Source organism: Arthrobacter sp. B3I4 (assembly GCF_030816855.1).
In the GTDB taxonomy this organism is placed as follows: domain Bacteria; phylum Actinomycetota; class Actinomycetes; order Actinomycetales; family Micrococcaceae; genus Arthrobacter.
Window position 1 is genome coordinate 1,215,224 of sequence record NZ_JAUSYK010000001.1, and the last position, 20,540, is coordinate 1,235,763.

General features: G+C 66.9%; 25 protein-coding genes. 16 read left to right on the forward strand and 9 right to left on the reverse strand.

Translation table 11 applies throughout. From position 1 onward, the window contains the following. Positions 1-19 precede the first annotated feature (19 nt). Positions 20-721, forward strand: coding sequence for a FadR/GntR family transcriptional regulator (locus tag QFZ61_RS05670; RefSeq protein WP_307034126.1), 702 nt, complete (start codon positions 20-22; stop codon positions 719-721). A 71-nt stretch (positions 722-792) separates the two neighbouring features. On the opposite strand, the gene QFZ61_RS05675 is transcribed toward QFZ61_RS05670, so the two are convergent. Continuing rightward, positions 793-1,044 carry a DUF2630 family protein gene (locus QFZ61_RS05675; protein WP_307034128.1) on the reverse strand — a complete coding sequence of 84 codons (252 nt, stop codon included), beginning with the start codon at positions 1,042-1,044 and terminating at the stop codon, positions 793-795. A gap of 222 nt (positions 1,045-1,266) precedes the next feature. Here QFZ61_RS05675 and QFZ61_RS05680 point away from each other — a divergent pair, with 222 nt between their 5' ends. Together QFZ61_RS05680 and QFZ61_RS05685 are read left to right on the forward strand one after the other, a co-directional pair. After that, entirely contained in the window at positions 1,267-1,833 is a 567-nt protein-coding gene (locus tag QFZ61_RS05680; RefSeq protein WP_307034130.1) for a type 1 glutamine amidotransferase domain-containing protein, read from the forward strand. 168 nt (positions 1,834-2,001) lie between these two features. Then, positions 2,002-2,415, forward strand: coding sequence for a VOC family protein (locus tag QFZ61_RS05685; RefSeq protein ID WP_307034132.1), 414 nt, complete (start codon positions 2,002-2,004; stop codon positions 2,413-2,415). Between the two features lie 77 nt (positions 2,416-2,492). On the opposite strand, the gene QFZ61_RS05690 is transcribed toward QFZ61_RS05685, so the two are convergent. Next, positions 2,493-2,726 carry a hypothetical protein gene (locus QFZ61_RS05690; RefSeq protein ID WP_307034134.1) on the reverse strand — a complete coding sequence of 78 codons (234 nt, stop codon included), beginning with the start codon at positions 2,724-2,726 and terminating at the stop codon, positions 2,493-2,495. Between the two features lie 133 nt (positions 2,727-2,859). Here QFZ61_RS05690 and QFZ61_RS05695 point away from each other — a divergent pair, with 133 nt between their 5' ends. From QFZ61_RS05695 to QFZ61_RS05705, 3 genes are all read left to right on the forward strand, one after another. Next, the gene (locus QFZ61_RS05695; RefSeq protein ID WP_307034136.1) at positions 2,860-3,207 is read left to right on the forward strand and encodes a cupin domain-containing protein; all 348 of its coding nucleotides are present in this window, start codon (positions 2,860-2,862) and stop codon (positions 3,205-3,207) included. A 73-nt stretch (positions 3,208-3,280) separates the two neighbouring features. Further along, complete coding sequence (locus tag QFZ61_RS05700; protein ID WP_307034138.1) at positions 3,281-4,090, forward strand: alpha/beta fold hydrolase; 810 nt, start codon at positions 3,281-3,283, stop codon at positions 4,088-4,090. Continuing rightward, positions 4,087-4,815, forward strand: a complete 729-nt coding sequence (locus QFZ61_RS05705; RefSeq protein ID WP_307034140.1) for a triacylglycerol lipase — start codon at positions 4,087-4,089, stop codon at positions 4,813-4,815. Before QFZ61_RS05700 ends, QFZ61_RS05705 begins: the two co-directional genes overlap by 4 nt. Here the strand turns inward: QFZ61_RS05705 and QFZ61_RS05710 are convergent. Continuing rightward, complete coding sequence (locus QFZ61_RS05710) at positions 4,812-5,549, reverse strand: GAF and ANTAR domain-containing protein (protein WP_373427131.1); 738 nt, start codon at positions 5,547-5,549, stop codon at positions 4,812-4,814. The genes QFZ61_RS05705 and QFZ61_RS05710 overlap by 4 nt on opposite strands. Positions 5,550-5,855: 306 nt before the next feature. Here QFZ61_RS05710 and QFZ61_RS05715 point away from each other — a divergent pair, with 306 nt between their 5' ends. The 4 genes from QFZ61_RS05715 to QFZ61_RS05730 all read left to right on the forward strand — a co-directional run bounded on the left by QFZ61_RS05715 (position 5,856) and on the right by QFZ61_RS05730 (position 10,480). Beyond that, positions 5,856-7,316 carry an HAD-IC family P-type ATPase gene (locus tag QFZ61_RS05715; protein ID WP_307034144.1) on the forward strand — a complete coding sequence of 487 codons (1,461 nt, stop codon included), beginning with the start codon at positions 5,856-5,858 and terminating at the stop codon, positions 7,314-7,316. Beyond that, entirely contained in the window at positions 7,270-8,601 is a 1,332-nt protein-coding gene (locus QFZ61_RS05720) for an HAD-IC family P-type ATPase (RefSeq protein WP_307034146.1), read from the forward strand. Before QFZ61_RS05715 ends, QFZ61_RS05720 begins: the two co-directional genes overlap by 47 nt. Positions 8,602-8,714: 113 nt before the next feature. Further along, on the forward strand, positions 8,715-10,067 hold the full coding sequence (locus tag QFZ61_RS05725) for a phosphoribosyltransferase (protein WP_307034148.1): 1,353 nt from the start codon (positions 8,715-8,717) through the stop codon (positions 10,065-10,067). Positions 10,068-10,069: 2 nt separating this feature from the next. Further along, entirely contained in the window at positions 10,070-10,480 is a 411-nt protein-coding gene (locus QFZ61_RS05730) for a DUF302 domain-containing protein (protein WP_307034150.1), read from the forward strand. A gap of 12 nt (positions 10,481-10,492) precedes the next feature. Here QFZ61_RS05730 and QFZ61_RS05735 read toward each other — a convergent pair whose 3' ends face one another. Beyond that, positions 10,493-11,533, reverse strand: coding sequence for an NAD-dependent epimerase/dehydratase family protein (locus QFZ61_RS05735; protein ID WP_307034152.1), 1,041 nt, complete (start codon positions 11,531-11,533; stop codon positions 10,493-10,495). 187 nt (positions 11,534-11,720) lie between these two features. On the opposite strand from QFZ61_RS05735, the gene QFZ61_RS05740 reads away from it, so the two are divergent. After that, positions 11,721-11,903 carry a hypothetical protein gene (locus tag QFZ61_RS05740; RefSeq protein ID WP_307034153.1) on the forward strand — a complete coding sequence of 61 codons (183 nt, stop codon included), beginning with the start codon at positions 11,721-11,723 and terminating at the stop codon, positions 11,901-11,903. A 50-nt stretch (positions 11,904-11,953) separates the two neighbouring features. Here QFZ61_RS05740 and QFZ61_RS05745 read toward each other — a convergent pair whose 3' ends face one another. The 4 genes from QFZ61_RS05745 to QFZ61_RS05760 form a co-directional block, all read right to left on the reverse strand. Beyond that, positions 11,954-12,205, reverse strand: a complete 252-nt coding sequence (locus QFZ61_RS05745) for a DUF6480 family protein (protein WP_307034155.1) — start codon at positions 12,203-12,205, stop codon at positions 11,954-11,956. A gap of 118 nt (positions 12,206-12,323) precedes the next feature. Further along, the gene (locus QFZ61_RS05750) at positions 12,324-12,965 is read right to left on the reverse strand and encodes a hypothetical protein (protein ID WP_307038017.1); all 642 of its coding nucleotides are present in this window, start codon (positions 12,963-12,965) and stop codon (positions 12,324-12,326) included. A 139-nt stretch (positions 12,966-13,104) separates the two neighbouring features. Beyond that, a complete protein-coding gene (locus QFZ61_RS05755; protein ID WP_307034157.1) occupies positions 13,105-13,842 on the reverse strand; it encodes an SRPBCC family protein in 738 nt (245 codons plus the stop codon). Then, positions 13,839-14,303, reverse strand: a complete 465-nt coding sequence (locus QFZ61_RS05760; RefSeq protein WP_307034159.1) for a universal stress protein — start codon at positions 14,301-14,303, stop codon at positions 13,839-13,841. The genes QFZ61_RS05755 and QFZ61_RS05760 overlap by 4 nt, the downstream gene beginning before the upstream one ends. Positions 14,304-14,446: 143 nt before the next feature. On the opposite strand from QFZ61_RS05760, the gene QFZ61_RS05765 reads away from it, so the two are divergent. Then, a complete protein-coding gene (locus tag QFZ61_RS05765; RefSeq protein WP_307034161.1) occupies positions 14,447-15,319 on the forward strand; it encodes an NAD(P)-dependent oxidoreductase in 873 nt (290 codons plus the stop codon). Positions 15,320-15,327: 8 nt separating this feature from the next. Further along, positions 15,328-16,359, forward strand: coding sequence for an aldo/keto reductase (locus QFZ61_RS05770; protein ID WP_307034163.1), 1,032 nt, complete (start codon positions 15,328-15,330; stop codon positions 16,357-16,359). A 37-nt stretch (positions 16,360-16,396) separates the two neighbouring features. On the opposite strand, the gene QFZ61_RS05775 is transcribed toward QFZ61_RS05770, so the two are convergent. Then, the gene (locus QFZ61_RS05775; protein ID WP_307034165.1) at positions 16,397-17,131 is read right to left on the reverse strand and encodes a FadR/GntR family transcriptional regulator; all 735 of its coding nucleotides are present in this window, start codon (positions 17,129-17,131) and stop codon (positions 16,397-16,399) included. Between the two features lie 133 nt (positions 17,132-17,264). Between QFZ61_RS05775 and QFZ61_RS05780 the strand changes: the two genes are divergently transcribed. The 3 genes from QFZ61_RS05780 (at position 17,265) to QFZ61_RS05790 (ending at position 20,535) form a co-directional block, all read left to right on the forward strand. Next, on the forward strand, positions 17,265-18,560 hold the full coding sequence (locus QFZ61_RS05780) for an ABC transporter substrate-binding protein (RefSeq protein WP_307034167.1): 1,296 nt from the start codon (positions 17,265-17,267) through the stop codon (positions 18,558-18,560). A 110-nt stretch (positions 18,561-18,670) separates the two neighbouring features. Next, positions 18,671-19,645, forward strand: coding sequence for a carbohydrate ABC transporter permease (locus tag QFZ61_RS05785; RefSeq protein WP_307034169.1), 975 nt, complete (start codon positions 18,671-18,673; stop codon positions 19,643-19,645). Further along, positions 19,645-20,535, forward strand: a complete 891-nt coding sequence (locus tag QFZ61_RS05790; protein ID WP_307034171.1) for a carbohydrate ABC transporter permease — start codon at positions 19,645-19,647, stop codon at positions 20,533-20,535. The genes QFZ61_RS05785 and QFZ61_RS05790 overlap by 1 nt, the downstream gene beginning before the upstream one ends. Positions 20,536-20,540 lie beyond the last annotated feature (5 nt).

Genomic DNA, 20,540 nt, shown 5'->3' on the forward strand with positions numbered 1-20,540 from the left:
CGCAAGGCGGGGAGGGCGAATGGCAAAGAAGTCAGAGGGTCCGGAGATCGGCCGGGTGTCCAGGCCGCGGCTCTACGAACAGCTTGTGGCCCAACTTCTCGAGTTCATCGAGGCAGCGGACCTTGGACCCGGCGACCTACTGCCGGCGGAGCGGGACCTGGCCGAACGGCTCGGCGTTTCCCGCGCGACGCTGGCGCAGGCGCTGGTAGCGCTCGAAGTGCTCGGGGTCATTGACGTCCAGCACGGCACGGGTGCGGTGCTGGTCTACCGTCCGAATGTCCCCGCAGTGATCAAGGGACTCCGGGAACACCGAAGCCGGCTTCCTGAGATTGTTGAAGCCCGGAGCACCCTGGAGGTCAAGCTCGCCGAACTGGCGGCCGCCCGGCGCACTGACCAGGACATGCGGGCGATCGACGCGGCCATCGCCGTGATGACGGAGGAAGTGGCGGCCGGTTCCAAGGGGGCGCGCGGCGATGAGCTGTTCCATCAGGCGGTCACGGCGGCGGCCCACTCAGCGGTGCTGGGTCAACTCATGGCATTCATCGCCGAAATGATCCTGGAGACCCGGCTCGAATCATTGGGGCAGCCCGGGCGGCCTGAACAGTCGATCGCTTCGCACCGCAAGATCGCGGAGGCGATCCGCTCGCAGGACGGCGCCGGTGCGGCCGCGGCCATGATGGCCCACATCGAGCTGGTGTCCGACGTCGAGCTGCTCAGATAGGCAGGCTGCCCACGTAAGCGGCTGCCCGGGGGAACGGAGCGCGGTGCCGCGCACCGTTGCCGCCCCTTCGCTCAGTTCTTGTAGTCCTCCACCTGCGAAACGGGCCGGGCTTCGGCATCGTCCGGATTCTCACCGTACTGCTTCTTGGCCCGCCGCTGCCGCAACAGGTCCCAGCACTGGTCGAGGTCCTCCTCGAGCTGCTGGAGTCGAATCCGGTCCGGGACATGGTCGTGGTCCGGGCTCGCAGACTCGCCGCGCTCGCGGAGCTCTCGTTCCTCGTCCACCAGGGTGGTGATGCGCTGCAGGATGTCCCGTTCGTCCATGATGTCCTACTCCTAGTCGTGAGGCTCTGGATACCGCCAGCCTAACCATGGAACTTCGCCTCTGGCCAGCAGATCCAGGTCGGCCGACCTAAAAAACGGGACATTTCATCAGCTTGCTTATTATTTCGCGGCTTCCTACAGTTAATCCTGTAAGGCACCAATTTCTCCGCGTGGGACGCGGCCGGACGGCTGCTGGACCCTCGCGTTGCTAGAGGAGGACACATGTCGGAGCACAACATTTCAGGCAAGAAAGTCGCGTTTCTACTGACGGACGGCGTTGAGCAGGTCGAGTTGACCAGTCCGTGGAACGCGGTCAAGGAAGCCGGCGGCGTGCCGACCCTCGTTGCCCCCAAGAGCGGGAAGCTGCAGGGCTATGACGGCACGGACAAGGGCGAGACTTTCGACGTCGATCTGACTGTGGACCAGGCGAACGCCTCCGACTTCCACGCTCTGGTGATCCCGGGCGGTGTCGTGAACGCGGACCACCTCCGCGTCGACAAGGGCGCCCAGGCCTTCGCCCGCAGCTTCTTTGAGCAGCACAAGCCGGTGGCTTCGATCTGCCACGGGCCGTGGCTGCTGATCGATGCCGGCGTGGTGAGCGGCCGCAGCCTCACTTCCTACCACACGCTCCAGACAGACCTGAAGAACGCCGGCGCCAACTGGTCGGACGAGGAAGTGGTTGTTGACCAGGGCCTCGTGACGAGCCGCAACCCGGACGACCTGCCGGCGTTCAACGACAAGCTGCTGGAAGAAATCGCCGAAGGCGAGCACGCCGGGCAGACCGCTTAGGCCACGGGCCGCAGCCGCGCGCGACACCGCCCGCGCGGCTGCCGGTTCCCTTTGGCGGGGCCTATGAAGCGTCGCCGTTTTCGGGCAGGATATGCCGTGTAAGCGGCGCAGGTCCTAGCGTTGCCGTCCGTCTGCCCCGCAGCCGTCAGCTACCAAGGAGTCCCCGATATGACCACCCTTAACCCGTACCTTGGCTTTCGCGACAACGCCAAGGACGCCATGACCTTCTACCAGTCTGTGTTCGGCGGCGAGCTGAACATGAGCACGTTTGCCGAGTTCAACGCCAGCGATGATCCCGCCGAGCAGGACAAGATCATGCACGCGATGCTGACCGGGGAGAAGGGTTTCGTGCTGATGGGGGCGGACACGCCCAACAGCATGGATTTCACACCCGGAAACAACTTCTCGGTGTCCCTCAGCGGCGCCGACGAGGCGGAGCTGCGCGCCTACTGGGACAAGCTGTCCGACGGCGGCACGGTGACCATGCCGCTGGAGAAAGCCCCGTGGGGCGACACCTTCGGCATGTGCAAGGACAAGTTCGGGGTGGACTGGCTGGTTAACATCGCGCCCGCCACGGCGTAGCCGCCTCCGAAGCGCAGGCCGGGCCCCGTACAGGTGGCCCGGCCTGCGCTGTTGCCGGGGCTGCCAGTCCGAAGTTGTCAGTCCGGAGTGGTGTCCGTGGTGAGGCCGCGGTCGTCGGCGGTCTTTTCGTCCTGCTCCTCGGCCGGTCCAGGCACCTTCTGCGTATCTCCCGTTGCCGGCGTTGTGCCTTCGGCAGGGCCCGACGGCGTAGGCGCACCTTCTGCGCTGCCCCCGTCGCGGGGAACAGGCTTGGAGCCCTCCTCGACCCCGTCGCTCACGATGTCTTCCGGTTCAATCGGCTTGTTGCTCATATGTTCCTCCGACGTTGGCCTGGGATGGATTTCCACTCCGGTGCTTCCACCCAAGTTACAGCCGCGCCGGCAGCAAGGTACAGGCGAGGGGGTGAGGATGGCGCCGGGCCCGGGCGGGGACTAGAGTTCCGGCATGAACCAGGATCCGGTGGCGACAAACCCCGAATTGTACCGGGTGGTGTTTGAAAACGAACGCGTGCGGGTGTTGGAGTACCTGGACCGCCCAGGGGATAAAACCGTGACGCACTCGCACCCGGACAGCGTGATGGTCACCCTGAGCAGTTTCCGCCGGCGACTCTCAGCCGACGGCCGGGAGGTCGACGTCGAGCTTCCCGCCGGGCTGGCTCGCTGGTTGCCCGCGCAGTCCCATTCCGGCGAAAATACCGGCGACGCCGACACGCACGCGATTTTCGTTGAGCTCAAGGAACCAAGCCCGGACTCGACCAGCGCTCCTGATGCACTGGGACCTGCGTCTGGCTGAGACCTCCTGGCTTCCGGGGCCGGTGAAACAGCTCGATGTCGGGTTGGAGCCAAGCGCTCAGTATGCTTACCAGATGAGATCCACCAGGACCAAGCCTGAACGCATCGTGGTTGAGGCTGCTGGGCACGTCGGCCACGTCTTCGCCTCCCGGCGGCCGGCGGCCGTTGCATCGGCGGCGCCTGCGGTCGTCCTGGTCCACGGGATCGGCGTCTCGCACCGGTATCTGCAACGGTTGCACCGGCACCTGGCGGCGTCGGTCGACACCTACTCGATCGATCTGCCCGGCTTCGCCGCCACTCCTACGCCGGCACACACGCTGAGCGTGGCCGAGCACGCGACGTACATCCTCGGTGCCCTTGAGCAGCTGGGAGTGCTGGAGTTCGTCTTCGTCGGACATTCCATGGGCACGCAGTTTGCAATTGAAGCCGCGCTGCAGCAGCCACACCGGATTCCTCACGTCGTGCTGATGGGCCCGGTGGTAAACGACGAGCGGCGCACCGTGGCGCAGCAAGCCCTGTCGCTCGGCCGGGACTGCCTGTTCTTCGAGAGCCCTTCCTCCAACGCCCTGGTCCTCACCGACTATCTTCGTTGCGGGCTGGTCTGGTACCTCAAGAACCTGCGGCTGATGCTGAATTACCGGATCGAGGACAGAATCCGGGGCGTCACGTCCCCCATCCTTGTGGTGCGCGGCGAACACGACCCGGTGGCGACGGCGAACTGGTGCCACCGGCTCGCGGCGCGGGCGGCCGACGCCCGGTGCCTGGAGATCGAGGGCACCGGCCACGTCGTCCAGCACAACAGGGCCGTCGAAGTTGCGCAGACCATCCTTGCTTTCGCCGGCGTCGGTGCCCCGGGAAGCGCAGCGGAGGAGTACACCTCGTGAGCAGCCTTCTCCAGATCGCCGGCTGGTGGGCCAAGGACTACGTCTATGCCGTCGGCCGGCAGCTGCGCAGCGCGGCCTCCAGAGTCAGCTCCGATGAGTTCCTCAGCGGCACCGGCCGGCCCGTCGTCGTCATCCCCGGCATCTTCGAGGACTGGCGTTTCATGTTGCCCCTGATCCGCAGCCTCCACGACGCCGGGCATCCCGTGCACGTGGTCACTGTGTTGCAGCGCAACCGCCTCGCGGTGCCTAAAGCAGCCGCCCTGATCGCCGACTATCTCCGCGACCGGGACCTCACGGACACCCTGATCGTGGCCCACAGCAAGGGCGGACTGATCGGCAAGTACACCATGATGGCACTGGATCCGGACCGGCGGCTGGTCCGGATGGTGGCCGTCGCCTCGCCGTTCTCCGGCTCACGGTACGCCGGGTTCATGCTCCTGCCGAGCCTGCGGGCACTGTCTCCGCGCAACGCGGTGACGCTGCAACTGTCCCGGGAGCAGAGGGTCAACGAAAGGGTCACGTCCATCTACGGGCTTTTCGACCCGCACATTCCGGAGGGCAGTGTCCTTCCCGGTGCGCGGAACGTGCAGCTGGACACCGGCGGCCACTTCCGGATCCTCGCCCACGAGCTCACCATCAGCACGGTGTTGGCGGAAGCGGCCGCGTCCGCTCCTCCCGCCCCTGCGTCGGCCGCCCGGGGTGGTGACGCCGGCCGGGCGCACTAGCCGTCGAAGTGGGTCCGCGCGGGACCCTGGCCCAAGGCATCCACAATTCCGGCGGCGACAACGTTCAGCTTCACGTTACGCGCGCTGGACGCCGCCTTGAGCAGTTCGAAGGCTTCGTCCTGGCTGCAACGGTTCTGCGCCATGATGATGCCGACCGCGACGTCAATTCCGGTCCGCGTCTCCAGCGTCGCCTTGAGGTCGGTGGCAGTTTCGCTGAAGTGGGCAAAGCGCACGGCCAAGCGAACCGCCATGGAGGTTTGGTTCACGAAGGTACCTGCCAGCTCACGCGCCGGTTCGTCGAAGCGGTGCGGGCGGTGTGAGTAAAGGTTCAAGGCCGCCCTGGTTTCACCGTCCAGAAGGAACGGGACAGCGTAAATTGACCGCATGCCGTGTTCCCGGATGGTGGCCGCGAAATCCGGCCAGCGCTCTTCGGCTTCGAGGTCTTCAACGTGCACGGCGGTCTGTTCTAGGGCGGCCGTGACGCAGGGGCTGCCGTCGCTGAAGCCGTACTGGATCTCATCCATGGCCTGCGCGGCCGGGCTGCTGCTGGCCACGGTGGCTGCCTTCCGCTGACGGAGCAGTGTAACCCCGCAGAGGATTTCGTCGCCGGGCTCTGAAAGGCTGCGGGCCGATGCCCGCGCCAGCTCGCAGAGGAATTCCTCAACGTCGGCGCTGTTGAGCACAAGCTGGTTCATGTGCTCATTGATCGATGTTGCTGATGACTCGGTTGCCACTGTTTGTTGATGCCGTTTCACTCGGTCTCTTCGACCCGGCGACCTGCTGCCCCACAGCGCGGAGTATGGCGACGGTAGCAGTCAGAAAGCCGGATCAAAAAACTATCCAACGGCCTTCTGCTAAACCGTACCGGGAAAAAGTATATACAGGCCTTCGCCGGGATCTTGCCCTGGCCAATGCAGGCGCCAGTGCACAAATTCCGGGCAGCCCCGCGCGTGCCGGCGGGAAATGTTTCACAACCAATGACTCGCGGCGTGGCCGGTCGTAGTCTAAGCGGTAACTCGAGGGATAGGGACGGATCCTGTATGTCACAACTCGCAGTAACGGAGTCGGCCCTGCCATTGTCCATCACCGACGCAGCCCGCACCCCGGCAGCCGCCGTGCTCGACCGGCTCGGGACTTCCCCCGCCGGACTGTCCGAAGCGGAGGCCAAGGACAGGCTCGGGGTTTTCGGCGCGAACGCGGTCCGGAGCCATGAGGCAAGCGGCTGGTCTGTCCTCGGCCGGCAGTTCCGAAGCCCTATCCTGATCCTGCTGCTCATCACTGCCGGGCTGTCATTGTTCCTGGGGGACGCCACCAACGCCGTGGTCATCGGCGTGATCCTGCTCGTCAGCGTCGGCCTGGGGTTCAGCAATGAATTCCGGGCCGAGCGCGCCGCCGAGGCGCTGCACTCACGGGTCACGCACACCGCCGTCGTGGTCCGCGGCGGGACCGTTAGTGAAGTGGACGTGACCGCCCTGGTGCCAGGCGATGTTGTGCAGCTGGGCCTGGGCGCCATCATCCCCGCCGACGTGCGCGTGCTGACGGTCAAGGACCTGCTCTGCGATGAAAGCATTCTGACCGGGGAGTCACTGCCGGTCCCCAAGGACCCGGCACCGGTAGCGGAGGGCGCCACGCTGGCCGACCTGGCTTCCTGCATGTTCATGGGCACCGTGATCCAGTCCGGCAGCTGCACCGGGGTGGTCGTGGCGACCGGAGGCCGCGCCGAGTTCGGCCGGATTGCACTGGGTCTGGGGGAGCGGCAGCCGCAAACGGAATTCCAGCTCGGACTCAAGCGGTTCTCCTTCCTGCTGCTGCAGGTGGCCATCGTGCTGACTTCGCTCATCTTCCTCGCCAACCTGCTCCTGCAGCGCCCGGTGATCGAGTCGTTGCTGTTCTCCCTGACGATCGCCGTCGGCATCACGCCGCAGCTGCTTCCCGCCGTCGTCAGTACCAGCCTGGCGACCGGCACCCGGCAGCTGGCGAAGCGGAAAGTGCTGGTCAAGCGGCTGGTCTGCATCGAGGACCTCGGCGATATGGACATCCTCGTGACGGATAAGACCGGCACCCTGACGGAGGGCCGGATCAGTTTTTCGGCGGCTCTGCCGGTGGCCGCCGGCATGTCGGCACAGCAGGTGTTCACTCTGGGGTTGCTCGCCACCGAGGCGGACTACATGGAAGCGCAGCGCACCGTCATCGGGCAAAACCCGCTGGACGCGGCGCTTTGGCAGTCCCCGGACGCCGCCGCTTTCGAACCCGTGCGGTATGAACGGCTGGACGTGATCGACTTCGACCATCAGCGGCGCCGGACCAGTGTCCTGGTCCGGGATGACGGCAACCCCGCCCTCATCATCACCAAGGGTTCACCGGAGGACGTCCTGGCGTTGTGCGGCCCGACCCCCGCACAGGTCCAGGACCTGCTGGACAAGCAGTTCGACGCCGGATCCCGGTGTGGTGGCGGTGGCGACCAGGCCCGCCGCTGGCCTGACCGACATCACCGCCGCTGACGAAACGGCCCTTGAGCTGGCCGGCTTCCTGGTCTTCCTCGACCCGCCCAAAGTCAATGCACGCGAGTCCCTGGACCGGCTTGCGGCCCTGGGCATCACGGTCAAGATCGCCACCGGCGACAACGCCAAGGTCGCAGAGCGGGTCTGCGACGAACTGGGCGTGCTCTCCGGCGGGACACTCACCGGTGCCGAAACCGAGGCCATGTCCGACGCCGAACTGAGCGCCGCCGCACGGGAAGCCAGCATCTTCGCCCGCGTCTCACCCGAGCAGAAGGCGCGGATCATCCGCTTGCTGCGCCAGAGCGGCGGCGCGGTCGGGTTCATGGGCGACGGCGTTAATGATGCGCTGGCACTGCACCAGGCGGACATCGGCATCTCTGTGGACAGCGCCACGGACGTCGCCAAGGACGCGGCCGACGTCGTGCTGCTGGATAAAGACCTCGGCGTGCTGGCCGACGGCGTGATGGAGGGCCGGCGGATCTTCGCCAACACGATCAAGTACGTGCTGATGGGTACCTCGAGCAATTTCGGGAACATGTTCAGCGCCGCCACGGCATCCGTCGTGCTGAGCTTCCTGCCGATGCTGCCCGGGCAGATCCTGCTCAACAACCTGCTCTACGACACCGGCCAGCTCGCCATCCCCGGTGACCGGGTCGACAAGGAACAACTGCTGGCTCCGGCGCACTGGAACATTTCCTTTATCCGGCGGTTCATGTTCCTCTTCGGCCCGATCAGCTCGGTCTTCGACTTCGCGACGTTCGCCCTGATGCTGTTCGTCTTCGACGCGGCCCCGGGGGAGTTCCGGGCGGGCTGGTTCATCGAGTCAATTGCCACCCAGACGCTGATCATCTTTGCCATTCGGACGCGCCGGGTGCCGTTCCTGCGCAGCCGGCCGTCGGCCGGACTGCTGAGCGCATCACTGGGCGTAGTGGCCCTGGGCATCTTCCTCCCGCTGTCACCGCTGGCCGCCGTGCTCGGCTTTGACCCGCTGCCCGTCCCGTTCTTTCTGGCCTTGCTGGGCATGATCGTCGTATACCTGGTGCTGGTGGAGCTGGCCAAGCAGTGGTTCTTCGCCCGCGCGGCCCAGCAGCCCGCCGCCCCGGCCCTGCCGCGGGTGCGGCGCCGGGGCAAGGACCACCACGTGGCCCGGCGCGCAGCGCGCTTCAGTGCTCCGGGTTCCGTCAGCCGCCACGCCCGCCGGGCACCGCTCGCACCGCGGCGCGGGAGGCCTGCGCCGCGCAGGGGAAACCGGGTACAAGGGCCCTCACATCCCCGAAAGTCGTGACGGATAGTGAGAGGAAGCGGCCCGGCTGGTTCCATGCCCGGCCCTGCAGCGCACGCCGGTGGTGCACGCCGTGGGGCGCCCGACGGCCGCCGCCCGATCTGAAAGCCAAGACAATGAGCATCTTTAAGGACAGGGTCGACGCCGGGCGGCAGCTGGGGAGGCGGTTGGCGGACCTCCGCGGCAAGGACATCGTGGTCCTCGGACTTCCGCGCGGCGGAGTCCCGGTCGCTTTTGAGGTCGCCGCCGCCCTGGATGCGCCCCTTGACGTGATCGTGGTGCGGAAGCTGGGCCTGCCCTACCAGCCGGAGCTTGCGATGGGGGCGATCGGTGAGGGCGGTGCCAGGGTGCTGGAGGAGCACGTGCTGGCCCAGGCAAGGGTCAGCGACCAGGAGCTGAAGGCGGTCGAAGACCGGGAACGGGCTGTGCTCGAGAACCGGGTGGCGCGGTTCCGGAACGGCCGCGGCCGCCAGGACCTGACCGGGCGGATCGCTGTGATCGTCGATGACGGCATCGCCACCGGGTCCACCGCCCGGGTCGCCTGCCGGGTCGCACGGAAACTGGGTGCGGCCAGGGTGATTCTCGCCGTGCCGGTGGCACCGGCGGACACCCTCGCAGCGCTGGGCGAACCCGACGAGCTGGTGTGTCTGGCGACACCGCGCCAGTTCTCCGCCGTCGGCTACCACTACCGGGACTTTTCACCCACCGAGGACGACGAGGTAATCCAGTTGCTCGACGCCGCGGCACGGCGGCTGCAGGAGTCGCCGCCGCGGTCCGGTTCCGTGGCGGACCTGCCTGCGGAGCAGACGGAACTCGACGAGGAAGTGCAGATACCGTCCCGAAGCGTCAGGCTCGAGGGCCACCTGCACCTGCCCGTTCCGGCGCGCGCCGTCGTGGTGTTCGCCCACGGCAGCGGCAGCAGCCGGCACAGCCCGCGGAACCGCTTTGTCGCCAGCGTACTGCAGCGCGCCGGCCTCGGGACGCTGCTGCTGGACCTGCTCACCCCGGGGGAGGAACGCAACCGCGCAAATGTGTTCGACATTGAGCTGCTCGCCCGCCGGCTCTCCTCCGTCGCCGACTGGCTGGGCACGAGAGAGGACACTGCGTCCTGCGCCGTGGGCTATTTCGGTGCAAGCACCGGTGCCGGCGCCGCACTGTGGTCCGCCTCCGAACCGTCCGCCCGGACCGCCGCCGTCGTGTCGCGCGGCGGACGCCCGGATTTGGCCGGGCCCAGGTTGTCCGCGGTCCGCGCGCCGACCCTGCTGATCGTTGGAAGCTTCGACTACGAGGTCCTGGAACTAAACCGGAAAGCCAAGGCCATCATGCGCTGTCCCAACCAGCTGGCCGTGGTTCAAGGCGCCACCCATCTGTTCGAGGAACCCGGCACCCTCGCCGCGGCCGCCATTCTGGCCAGGGACTGGTTCACCCAGTACCTTCTGCCCGTGAACCGACTAACCCCCCAGGAGTGAAGATGAGCTACACCTACACCGCCGTCGTGCCGATGAGCTGGACGGACGCCCTCGAAAAGACGCGCGCGGCGCTCGCGGGCCAGGGGTTCGGAATTCTTTCAGAGATCAACGTCCGTGACACCTTTGCTGCCAAGCTGGGCGAGGACGCCGCGCAGACCCTTGGAGAGTACGTGATCCTTGGCGCCTGCAACCCGCAGCTGGCAAGCCGCGCCCTGGCGGCGGAGCCCGAAATCGGCGCCCTGCTGCCGTGCAATGTGGTGGTCCGGCGCGGCCCGGGGGAGGCCGAAACGACGGTGCAGGCCATTGACCCCGAAACCATGGTGCAACTCAGCGGCAGCCCCGCGGTCCGTGAAGTGGCCGACGACGCCGGCGCGCGGCTCCGTGCCGCCCTGGCGGAACTGGACGAGGCTTAGGCTCAGCTCCGGTCAGGGTTTACGGGGCCGGAGTGGAGGTGAAGCCGGGCGTCCCTTGCCGGCCCCCATCCCCTCGAGCACGTCCATCAGCGCCTCGAGTGAGGACCGCCGGGGCCGCCAGCCCAGAACCTCCCGCGCCCGGGACGTGTCCATCAGGGGCGCCCCGGCGGCCATATCGATCCACCCGCCGTCGGTGGCCTGCAGCCGCAAACGCCAGCTGAGCTCGACGACGGCGCGCAGCACTGCGACCGGGATCGGCAACAGCCGCCGCGCCCGGAAGACCCAGCCCAGCGCGTTGGGATCAAGAATTGGTTCGGCGGCGATGTTGAAGGCGCCCTCGGCACGTTTTTCCAGCACCCGCCAGTAGGCGTCGGCGACGTCGGCGGCGTGCACTGCCTGGAAGACCAGCTCGCTGGGAATGGGCAGCAGCGGCAGCCAGGGCCTCCGCGGGACGAGGCGGGGCAGCACGCGTCCGAGGAAGTAGCGGCCCACCTCGCTGCCGGCTTCCGCGCTGAAGATCAATGCTGGCCGGAGCCGTGACACGACGACGTCGGGGTTGTCTTTCGCGAAATCATCCAGCAGGCTCTCCTGCGCGGCCTTGTCCACACTGTAGTGGGAGCCCTTGATGCCGGCCGCCGGCCAGTCCTCCCGGGTCCGTCGGTCCTTCGGGGCCGGTGAATAGGCACCCACCGACGAGGCGCACACGACCTGGCGCACGCCGGCTGCCCGGGCTGCGGCGAGAACGTTGGCCGTTCCTGCCACGTTCGTGCGGCGGAGGAGTTCCCGGTTGTGGTTCGGCTGGATCAGCCACGCCAGGTGCACGACGGCGTCCGCGCCGGCCAGAGCCTGTATCAGGGCCGGCTGGTCGTTCTGCTCGCCGACGTCCAGGGTGTGCCACTCAACCCCGCGGAACGGGGCGGCATTCTGGTCAGGAGTGCGCCGGGTGATGCCAACGAGCTGCAGGTCGGCACCTTCTTCGGACCGGGCCTGGTGCAGCCGGGTCAGCAGTGCCGTGCCGACGTTGCCGCTGGCTCCGGTGATGACGATGCGCATGGGATTCTCCTCTGTGCTTTTCAGTGGAAGCGGTGGTCCGGCGTGCCGCGGGTACCGGGAACCTGGCGTTGGAACCAAGCATGCCGTTGACCCTTGACCGCCAAGGAGGACGAGGACAGGATGAAGACGGTTTGGCCTGCGCTGGAGATGCAAGGCGGGGCTTGAAGTTGGAACGAAAGGATTCGTCATGACTGAAACGCCGGAGCCCAACGAGCGTCGTCACACGGAAGCGCCCGCCGAGGGAGAGGACACCGAGGCCGAGGAGAGCACTTCGGGGGTCCGCTCCCACGCTGAAGAGCCATCGGAAGGCGCCCCGGGAAAGGGCGCTCCCGACGAGAGAACCGCCCACGAAGCCGCGGATGGCGGGTAGGGGCATCCGCCCCGACCCACCCGCCACGGAGGGCGCTGATTCGTCCGGGGCTACTCGCTGTGCCCCTGGTCGCCGCTCATTTGGTCCTCTGCCGGCGGCGTCTCGCCAGGCGGCACGCCGCCGCCTGGTTCCAAACCGGTGATGTTGCCGCTCAGCGGATCAGGGTTGGGTGAGGCTCCCTGGTCGGCCGCCTGCCCGTTCTGGCCGCCGGGCCGCTCCACGTGGATGTCGCGGGCGGACCCTCCGCCTGGCTTCGGCGGGTCGGGGTTGGCCGGGTCATTTTCAGGATGGTAGGTGCTCATGGGTCATGCCTTCCCTAGTTTGGAACTCTGGACGATCAGTAAGCATGCTGATCATTCTAACCGCCAAACCTCGAATCGGGCCGTGGGAACTCAAATTCGCCGGAAAGGAGCACAACCTTTAAGCGCCGTGCGGCCTGTGGCCGCCGCGGGTGGTCCGGTAGGCGTAGACCAGCAACGCGATCCCGGCCAGGATCAGGGCGGCCGGGAGGGCGAAGTCAACCGCAAGGAGCAGTGACATGGCCTGGAAAGCGAAAACGACGCCGAGGACGCCGAGGATGGCAGCCGGAATCAGCGGCCACTTCATCCGGCCCGACGGGGCGGGATCGCCGGGGTGCTGGACCGGCACCAGGGAAAGCAGCCCGAAGGTGGCTGCGAGGCCCAGAAACAGGACGGCGGCGACGGTCGTGCCCTGAAGTTCAGGCGGGAGGGCCACGACGACGGCCAGGGTGAACAGCACGCCGGCGGGGATGAGCGCCCACCAGTTGGTCCGGATCCGCAAGAAGACAGCGGCAAAACCGACCGCCATAAAGAGGAACAGGTAGGTTCCCGCGCCCTCGGCGCCTGCGAGTTGGGTGGCAGTGATGACCGCGCCGAGGCCCAGGAAAACCGACCCGGGAATGGCGGCCCACCAGAACTCCCGGCTGCGGACAAAGAGGGACGCGAACAGCACGCCTACCCCGGCGAAGATCAGTGGCGGCAGGACGGCTGCGGTTTTCAGGATTCCGAGCAGGTCCAGCAACAACAGTCCGCCGACGGCCATGAGAATCACGCCAGCGATAATGCTCGTCTTTGCCGATTGCACCCTGCGCCTCCCGGGGACTCGGTGGCAGCCGCGCCGCTCTGCTCATCTCAGGCTAGGGCTGCCGTGGTACCCGACGTAGGGTACAAAGCCCCCGCGCTCAGTGTGCCCGCCGCCCCGTGCGGCCCGGACGCAGGCGCTCCACGCGGGCGCGTATCCCCAGAAGCATCCGCCGCTCCATCACAAACTGCATCGGCTCGAGCAGCAGCCGCAAGGCGATGCCCAGCGGCAGCGGAGCGTAATCGTAGCGCGTCCGGGAGAGCAGCCGGGTACTGCTGGCGCCTAAGGGCTGCAGCACGAAGCTCCAGCCTATTTCCAGCCGCGTCCCTGTCGCCGGTCTCGCACCGCCAGTTACCTCGCGGGTGCGCGGATCCATTTGCCCGCCGAGCGCCAGCACCGCGCCGGGCTCCAGCCGGCGCACCGGGACACCGCCACCAGGGGCGAGCGGGATGACGTCGCCGACAGCGAGTTGTTGGAACTCCGGCAGAATCCGATCGGCGCTGTGCATGTCAAGGCCGACGGCATTCTCCAGGAAGTCATAGCTGTACATCCCGCCGCGCCCGGAACCCATCTGGACGAGCCACGGCCAGACGTCGCTTGGCGGAGCGCTGATGCTGACCGCCCGGGTGCTTTGCAGGCGGGGCGTGGGCACCAGCTCATCACCCGGCAGCGGCCCAGCAGCTTCCTGCGCCGTGGCTCCCCAGCGCAGCAGCCAGGGGCGCAACGCGAGAACGTACCCTGCTGCCGCAGCGGCGGCAGCCACTGCCGCGAACGGGCCCTTCAGCCGGGCCGGAAACGGTGCCCGGCGCGCGGACTCGGTCTCCCGGACGGCACTCATTCGTTCAACTGGCGCTCGCCGGCCTCCTGGCCGACCACCAGCACCGGGCAATGGGCATGGGCCGCGCAGGCGCCGCTGACCGAACCCATCACCTGCGCGAGAAATCCGCCCCCGCCGCGCCGTCCCACGACGAGCAGTTGCGCGTCGTTGCTCTCCTCAATCAGTACCTTGGCCGGCGGCCCGAACTTCACCTGCCGGCTGAGCCGCTCCGGACGGGCACTGCCGAAAGCGCGCTCCAGCGACTCCTCCAGCAGCCGCTTGGCGGTCTCTTCAAGCTCTTCCGTGGAGGCAGTGCGCTCCTCCGGCAGACGGGATGCGAAGAAATAGTCAGAGGTGCCCAGACACGTGATCACCTCCAGCGGAGCGTCCAGGCTGGCGGCCATCCGGCCGGCGAGCCGGAGGGCCGTCGTGGAGAATTCCGAGCCGTCCACGCCCACGACAATCCGCTGGTCTGCAGTCATGGCACCACCTTCCCGGCCCGTCCCCGCAGTGCCTAGGGCCAAAGGTCACCGCAGCCCTTGCCCGCCGTGCGTGTTCGGTGCGCTGCCGACGCCGCCCGTTAGGGTGGAGGCACGGCAGCGACCCGACCAACGAGGAGAACCTGATGAGAATTGCAGTCACCGGAGGAAACGGGAAGCTTGGCAGGAACGTGGTCCGTAGGCTCCGCGCCGACGGCCACCAGGTCACCTGCCTGGACCAGACGGGGGAGCGGGACCCGGGATTCACCCGCGTGGACCTGCGGAACTACGGGCAGGTGGTGGACGTCATCCTTGGCCTCGATGACCGGCACGAAGGTTTTGACGCCGTCGTCCACCTGGCGGCCATTCCGGCCCCCGGCCTCGCCCCGGACGCGGCCACCTTTGAAAACAACATGCTCGCCACCTACAACGTCTTCCAGGCCGCGCGCCGTGCCGGCATCAAGAAGATTGTCTATGCCTCGAGTGAGACGGTGCTGGGACTGCCGTTCGACGTCGACCCGCCGTACATTCCCGTGGACGAGGAATACCCGGCCAGGCCGGAAAGCACCTACTCGCTGGTCAAGCACCTCGAAGAGCAGATGGCCATCCAGCTGACCCGCTGGGACCCCGCGCTGAGCATCACCGCCCTGCGCTTCTCTAACGTGATGGACCCGGAGGACTACGAGGAATTCCCCTCCTTTGACGCCGACGCCCGGCTGCGCAAATGGAACCTCTGGGGCTACATCGACGGCCGCGACGGCGCCCAGGCTGTGGCGCGGGCACTCGCCTACGTCGAACCCGGCTTCGAGGCGTTCGTCATCGCCAACCAGGACACCGTGATGAGCCGCTCCAGCGCCGAACTGGCCGCAGAGGTGTTCCCGGACGTCAAAGTGGTCAAAGAACTCGGCGAGCACGAGACGCTGCTCTCGATCGAGAAAGCCAAGCGCGTCCTGGGCTACGCGCCGGAACACAGCTGGCGAAACTACCACTCGCTGCGCACCACCCCCACCGAAGACTGAGGAGTCCCATGGAATACCGCACTCTGGGCGCCAGCGGCGCCGTCGTTTCCAACTACGCGCTTGGCACCATGACCTTCGGCGCGGAGGCCACGGAGGAACAGTCCCACGCGATCCTGGACGAGTACCTGGCGGCGGGCGGAAACTTCATCGACACCGCCGACGTGTACTCAGCCGGGGTCTCCGAGGAGATCATCGGCCGCTGGTTCGCCGGCCGCCCGGACGCCCGCGACCGGGTGGTGCTCGCCACCAAGGGCCGCTTCCCGATGGGCCAGGCACCGAACGACGTCGGCACCTCGCGCCGGCACCTCAACCGCGCATTGGATGACTCGCTCCGCCGCCTCGGCGTTGAGCAGATCGACCTGTACCAGTTGCACGCCTGGGATCCCATCACGCCGCTGGAAGAAACCCTGCGTTTCCTGAACGACGCGGTCAGCAGCGGGAAGATTGCTTACTACGGCTTCTCCAACTTCCTCGGCTGGCAGCTGACCAAGGCTGTGCACGTGGCACGGTCCCACGGCTGGAACCCGCCGGTGACGCTGCAGCCGCAGTACAGCCTGCTGGTCCGCGAGATCGAGTCGGAAATTGTGCCGGCCTCACTCGACGCCGGGATCGGCCTGCTGCCCTGGTCGCCGCTGGGCGGGGGCTGGCTCTCCGGGAAATACAAGCGGGACCAGCCGCCCGCGGGCGCCACCCGGCTGGGCGAGAACCCGAAGCGGGGCATGGAGGCCTGGGAGGCCAGGAACGCCGACCCGCGGACCTGGGAAATCGTCGACGCCGTCAACGAGATCGCCGGACAACACGACGCAAGCGCCGCCCAGGTGGCACTCGCCTGGCTGGCGGAACAGCCCGCGGTCACCTCGGTGATTCTGGGCGTCCGCAGCACACAGCAGCTGGCCGACAACCTGGCAGCCGCCGACGTGGTGCTGACCGGGGAGGAGCTGGCGCGGTTGGGTGAGGTGAGCCGGCCGCGCGTCGGGGTCTACCCGTACGGGCCGATGGCCCAGGAACAGCGGCGCCGGAAGATCACCGGCGGACGCTAAGAGAGCAGCGCCGGCTCACCCGGCAGCCGGGCGCCCCCTATGAGGCCGCGTCCTGGTGGCTGGACCAGATATCGCCGATCTCCTCGGTGGACTGTTCCACGATCCGGCGCATCGCCGCGTGGGCGGCGTCCGTCTCGGCGCGCTGGATGGCGCTGGCGACGTCGACATGCAGTTGCAGCGCCTCATGCTGGGGCAGGTGCGGCATGAGGCCGTGCTCCGTCCGGCCGGTGAGGACTTCCGCCACGAGGTTGTGCAGCTGGGAGAACATCGGATTGCCAGAGGCCCGCAGGACGGCGGCGTGGAACTCGATGTCCAGCCGCAGGAACTCGTCCTGGTCGCCGCGCTGCCCTGCCGCCCACAACCGCGCGGCCTGGCCGACGAGGTCGCTGCCGGTATCCCAGGAAGCCCGTTCGGCAGCGAGCCGGGCAGCCTGCGGTTCAATCGCGCCGCGAAGTTCGTTCAGGGCCCGCAGCTGGTCCACCCGTCGGGATGAGGCCAGTCGCCAGCGGATCACCTGCGGATCGTAGAGATTCCAGGATTCCTCCGGCTGCACCACGGTACCGAGCCGGCGCCGGGACGCCAGCATGCCCATCGAGGACAGCACCCGGGTTGCTTCCCGCACCACAGACCGCGACACACCGTGCTGCGCCTCGAGCTCGTCCAGCCGCACGATCGAGTGCGGCGCCAAGGTCCCCTCGGCAATGGCGAGCCCCAGGGTCTGGACCAGCACTGAGTGCAGGTCCGCTGGAGACTCCGCCTTTGGGGTTTGCATGAATAAATCATACGGGCGGGCGCAAGGGGTTGTTTAAGTCTGCTTTATTTCTCTAAGATCGCTGCAGAGCAGATGTAAAGATGCATCCGCACGTGGCTGGACACCATCCGGCCCTGAAGACAAGGGAGTCGTAATGAAGCGGCGTTCAATTGCGAAGTATGCGGCCGTAGCCGCGGCACTGTCGCTCGGCCTCACCGCCTGTGGCGGCGGCAGCGGCAGCGGCGATGCCAAGGCGGCCGGTACGGTCCGGGTCACGCTGGCCAACCACGTGTGGACCGAAGGCATCAAGGCAGCCATCCCTGAGTTCGAGAAGGAATCCGGGCTCAAGGTCGAACTCACCCAGCTCGGTGAGGACCAGCTTTCCGACCAGTACAACGTCAAGCTCAACGCGGGCAGTGACGAAATCGACGTCATGATGTACCGCCCGCTCCAGGAGGGCAAGGCGTTCGCGAAGAACGGCTACCTCGCCGACCTGACCAGCAAGGTGTCCGGGGACGCCAACTGGGACTGGAAGGACTACCAGGAGGGCCCGGTCAAGGCCTCCACTGTTGACGGCAAGGTTGTCGGCGTCCCGATCATCACCGAGCGTGAGGTCCTCTACTACCGCAAGGACCTGCTGCAGGCCGCCGGCGTCGAGGTCCCCAAGACCATGGACGAACTCCAGGCCGCAGCCCAGAAGATCTCCGCCGCCAACCCGGACACCGCCGGTTTCGTCGCGCGCACCGGCAAGTCCGCGGCCGTGACCCAGTTCTCCAGCTTCCTGTACAGCTTCGGCGGTGACTTCATCGGTGCCGACGGCAAGTCCGCCATCGGCAGCGACGCCGCGAAGAAGGCCTACTCCTTCTACGGCGGCCTGATCAAGAACTACGGCCCCAAGAACGTCAGCACCGACATGAGCTGGCCCGAGGCAATGGCCATCTTCACCCAGGGCAAGGCAGCCTTCTACACGGAGGCCGACTCGCTTTACAAGAACGCCACTGACCCGGCCAAATCCAAGGTCGCCGACAAGGTCGGTTTCGCAGCCCTCCCTGCCGGCCCGGCCGGTTCCAAGCCGTACAACATCCCGTCGTGGGGCCTGGCCGTGAACAAGGCCTCCGGCAACCAGGACAACGCCTGGAAGTTCATCCAGTGGGCCACCAGCAAGGACCGCACCCTGCAGGCCCAGAAGGCTGGCGTCCCGGGCCCGCGTGCCTCGGTCTGGGCTGACCCGGCCGGAACCTCGACGTACCCGAAGGACCTCGCCGAGGCCATCGCAGCCAGCGCCAAGAACGGCGTCGGCCACGACCGTCCCGAGGTTGTCACCGTGGGCAAGGCCCGCGAGATCGTCGGCGCTCCGATCGTTGCCACCATCACCGGTTCCGACGCTTCGGCAGCAGCCGATTCGGCAAACGACGCCTTCCAGAAGTTCTTGGACAGCGAAAAGAAGTAACGCACCCGGCGCCCTGCGCCTGGCTCCAGACCCCCGGCGGGACGGCTGCACAGCCGCCGTCCCGCCGGGACCACGCTCTTAGCTTCACCCCCAAACTCTTTAGGTGAACCATGTCTGTTCTGAACACCTCACGCGGGAACACGTCCCGCGGCGCAGCCCGGGGCGCCAGCCGCGGGACGGCTCGAACGTCCGGCCCGCAGAGAAACTTCTCTGCCTGGGCGAACCGGCACCGCAAGTGGCTCTTTGCCGCGCCGGCCATGATCTTCGTCGGCGTCCTGATCATCTTTCCGCTGGCCTGGACGCTCTACCTGAGCCTGACCGACTCGCAGGGCTCGGTCCGGGCAGCCACCGAGTTTATCGGTCTGCAGAACTACGCGACCGTCCTCGCCGACGTCGACCGGTTCTGGCCCGCGGTGGGCCGCACGCTGACCTTCACCGGCCTGGCTCTGGTCTGCGAGGTTGTTCTGGGCATGGGCATCGCCCTGCTGCTGTGGCGGCCGTTCCGCGGGGAAAAGTGGGTGCGCGTCGCCATCTTGCTGCCACTGGTCGCCACCCCGGTCGCCGTCGGCATGATGTGGCGGCTGATCTTCGACCCCAACATCGGCTTCGCCAACCAGCTGCTCGGCATGATCGGCATTCCGGCGCAGCCGTGGCTCTCCGGCCAGGACACGGCCCTGGGCACCACTATCTTCATGGACATCTGGCAATGGACCCCCATGGTGGTCCTGATCCTGCTCGCCGGCCTCACCTCACTCTCCGAGGAGCCGGACGAGGCTGCCCGGATGGACGGCGCGAACGCCTTCCAGCGCTTCTTCTTCATCACCCTGCCGCTGATGATGCCGACCGTCATTGTCGCCATCCTGCTGCGCGGCATCGACGCGCTGAAAACCTTCGACATCCTTTACGCCACCAAGGGCAAGGGCGGCGGCTCCTTCCACGAGGTGGAGACGCTCAATGTCTACGCCTACGGCCTGAGCTTTGACTACAACCAGTACGGGCTCTCCTCCGCGGTGCTGATCCTGTTCTTCATGATCATCATCGGCACCATGTGGCTGCTGACCATGCGCAAGAAAGCGGTAAGTTAATGACCGTCCTGAACGAGAACCTCGCACCCCAGACGCCGGCAGCCGGACAGACACCGGCGCGGCGCCGCCGCAAGCCGCTGGCCACCCGCGCCTACAAGGTATTCCGGGTGGCGGCCCTGATCGCCGTCGTGCTCTTCCTGATCGCCCCGCTGATCTGGATGTTGCTGGCCTCCTTCAAGACCAACGTCGACATTTATGACACGGGCAAGTCGCTCCTCTTCACGCCCACCGGCGAGAACTACGCCAACGTGCTGCAGCGCAACAACTACTTCGTCTTCATCTTCAACAGTTTCTGGGTGGCCTTCGTTTCCACCGCACTGTCGCTGGTGCTCGGTGTCCCGGCGGCCTACGCCATGAGCCGCTTCACGATGCACCGCTCCGCCCTGGTGGTCCTGATGGCCCGCGTCATCCCCGGCGTCTCTCTGCTGGTGCCCTGGTACTACGTCTTCTCCAACCTGAAGATGGTCGGCGGCTTCGAGGTGCTGATCCTCAGCCACATGTTCGTGGCGCTGCCGCTGATCGTTTACATCATGATGAGCTACTTCGATTCACTGCCGCTGGAGCTGGAAGAATCCGCGCAGGTGGACGGCCTCACCCCGATCGGCGCCTTCCGCCGGATCACGCTGCCGCTCTCCGTCGCCGGCATGGCTACCGCGGGCATCCTGTCCTTCATCTTCTCGTGGAACAACTTCATGTTCGCCCTGGTGCTCTCCGGCTCCAAGACCAAGACCCTCCCGGTCGCGATCTTCGACTTCGTCTCCTACGCCAGCATCGACTGGGGCGGACTAATGGCGGCCGCCACCGTGGTGACCATCCCGATCATGATCATCGCGCTCTTCACGCAGAAGTACATTGTCTCCGGCATGACCGCCGGCGCGACCAAGGGCTAGGCAGC

Bases quoted from the DNA above. Each gene is read 5' to 3' on its own strand.
- QFZ61_RS05790 (WP_307034171.1), top strand. From the start codon at position 19,645: ATGACCGTCCTGAACGAGAACCTCGCACCCCAGACGCCGGCAGCCGGA.
- QFZ61_RS05740 (WP_307034153.1), top strand. From the start codon at position 11,721: ATGACTGAAACGCCGGAGCCCAACGAGCGTCGTCACACGGAAGCGCCC.
- QFZ61_RS05775 (WP_307034165.1), bottom strand. From the start codon at position 17,131: ATGCAAACCCCAAAGGCGGAGTCTCCAGCGGACCTGCACTCAGTGCTG.
- QFZ61_RS05765 (WP_307034161.1), top strand. From the start codon at position 14,447: ATGAGAATTGCAGTCACCGGAGGAAACGGGAAGCTTGGCAGGAACGTG.
- QFZ61_RS05770 (WP_307034163.1), top strand. From the start codon at position 15,328: ATGGAATACCGCACTCTGGGCGCCAGCGGCGCCGTCGTTTCCAACTAC.
- QFZ61_RS05715 (WP_307034144.1), top strand. From the start codon at position 5,856: ATGTCACAACTCGCAGTAACGGAGTCGGCCCTGCCATTGTCCATCACC.
- QFZ61_RS05750 (WP_307038017.1), bottom strand. From the start codon at position 12,965: ATGGCCGTCGGCGGACTGTTGTTGCTGGACCTGCTCGGAATCCTGAAA.
- QFZ61_RS05675 (WP_307034128.1), bottom strand. From the start codon at position 1,044: ATGGACGAACGGGACATCCTGCAGCGCATCACCACCCTGGTGGACGAG.
- QFZ61_RS05780 (WP_307034167.1), top strand. From the start codon at position 17,265: ATGAAGCGGCGTTCAATTGCGAAGTATGCGGCCGTAGCCGCGGCACTG.
- QFZ61_RS05725 (WP_307034148.1), top strand. From the start codon at position 8,715: ATGAGCATCTTTAAGGACAGGGTCGACGCCGGGCGGCAGCTGGGGAGG.
- QFZ61_RS05760 (WP_307034159.1), bottom strand. From the start codon at position 14,303: ATGACTGCAGACCAGCGGATTGTCGTGGGCGTGGACGGCTCGGAATTC.
- QFZ61_RS05670 (WP_307034126.1), top strand. From the start codon at position 20: ATGGCAAAGAAGTCAGAGGGTCCGGAGATCGGCCGGGTGTCCAGGCCG.
- QFZ61_RS05685 (WP_307034132.1), top strand. From the start codon at position 2,002: ATGACCACCCTTAACCCGTACCTTGGCTTTCGCGACAACGCCAAGGAC.
- QFZ61_RS05785 (WP_307034169.1), top strand. From the start codon at position 18,671: ATGTCTGTTCTGAACACCTCACGCGGGAACACGTCCCGCGGCGCAGCC.
- QFZ61_RS05695 (WP_307034136.1), top strand. From the start codon at position 2,860: ATGAACCAGGATCCGGTGGCGACAAACCCCGAATTGTACCGGGTGGTG.
- QFZ61_RS05700 (WP_307034138.1), top strand. From the start codon at position 3,281: ATGAGATCCACCAGGACCAAGCCTGAACGCATCGTGGTTGAGGCTGCT.
- QFZ61_RS05730 (WP_307034150.1), top strand. From the start codon at position 10,070: ATGAGCTACACCTACACCGCCGTCGTGCCGATGAGCTGGACGGACGCC.
- QFZ61_RS05690 (WP_307034134.1), bottom strand. From the start codon at position 2,726: ATGAGCAACAAGCCGATTGAACCGGAAGACATCGTGAGCGACGGGGTC.
- QFZ61_RS05745 (WP_307034155.1), bottom strand. From the start codon at position 12,205: ATGAGCACCTACCATCCTGAAAATGACCCGGCCAACCCCGACCCGCCG.
- QFZ61_RS05755 (WP_307034157.1), bottom strand. From the start codon at position 13,842: ATGAGTGCCGTCCGGGAGACCGAGTCCGCGCGCCGGGCACCGTTTCCG.
- QFZ61_RS05680 (WP_307034130.1), top strand. From the start codon at position 1,267: ATGTCGGAGCACAACATTTCAGGCAAGAAAGTCGCGTTTCTACTGACG.
- QFZ61_RS05735 (WP_307034152.1), bottom strand. From the start codon at position 11,533: ATGCGCATCGTCATCACCGGAGCCAGCGGCAACGTCGGCACGGCACTG.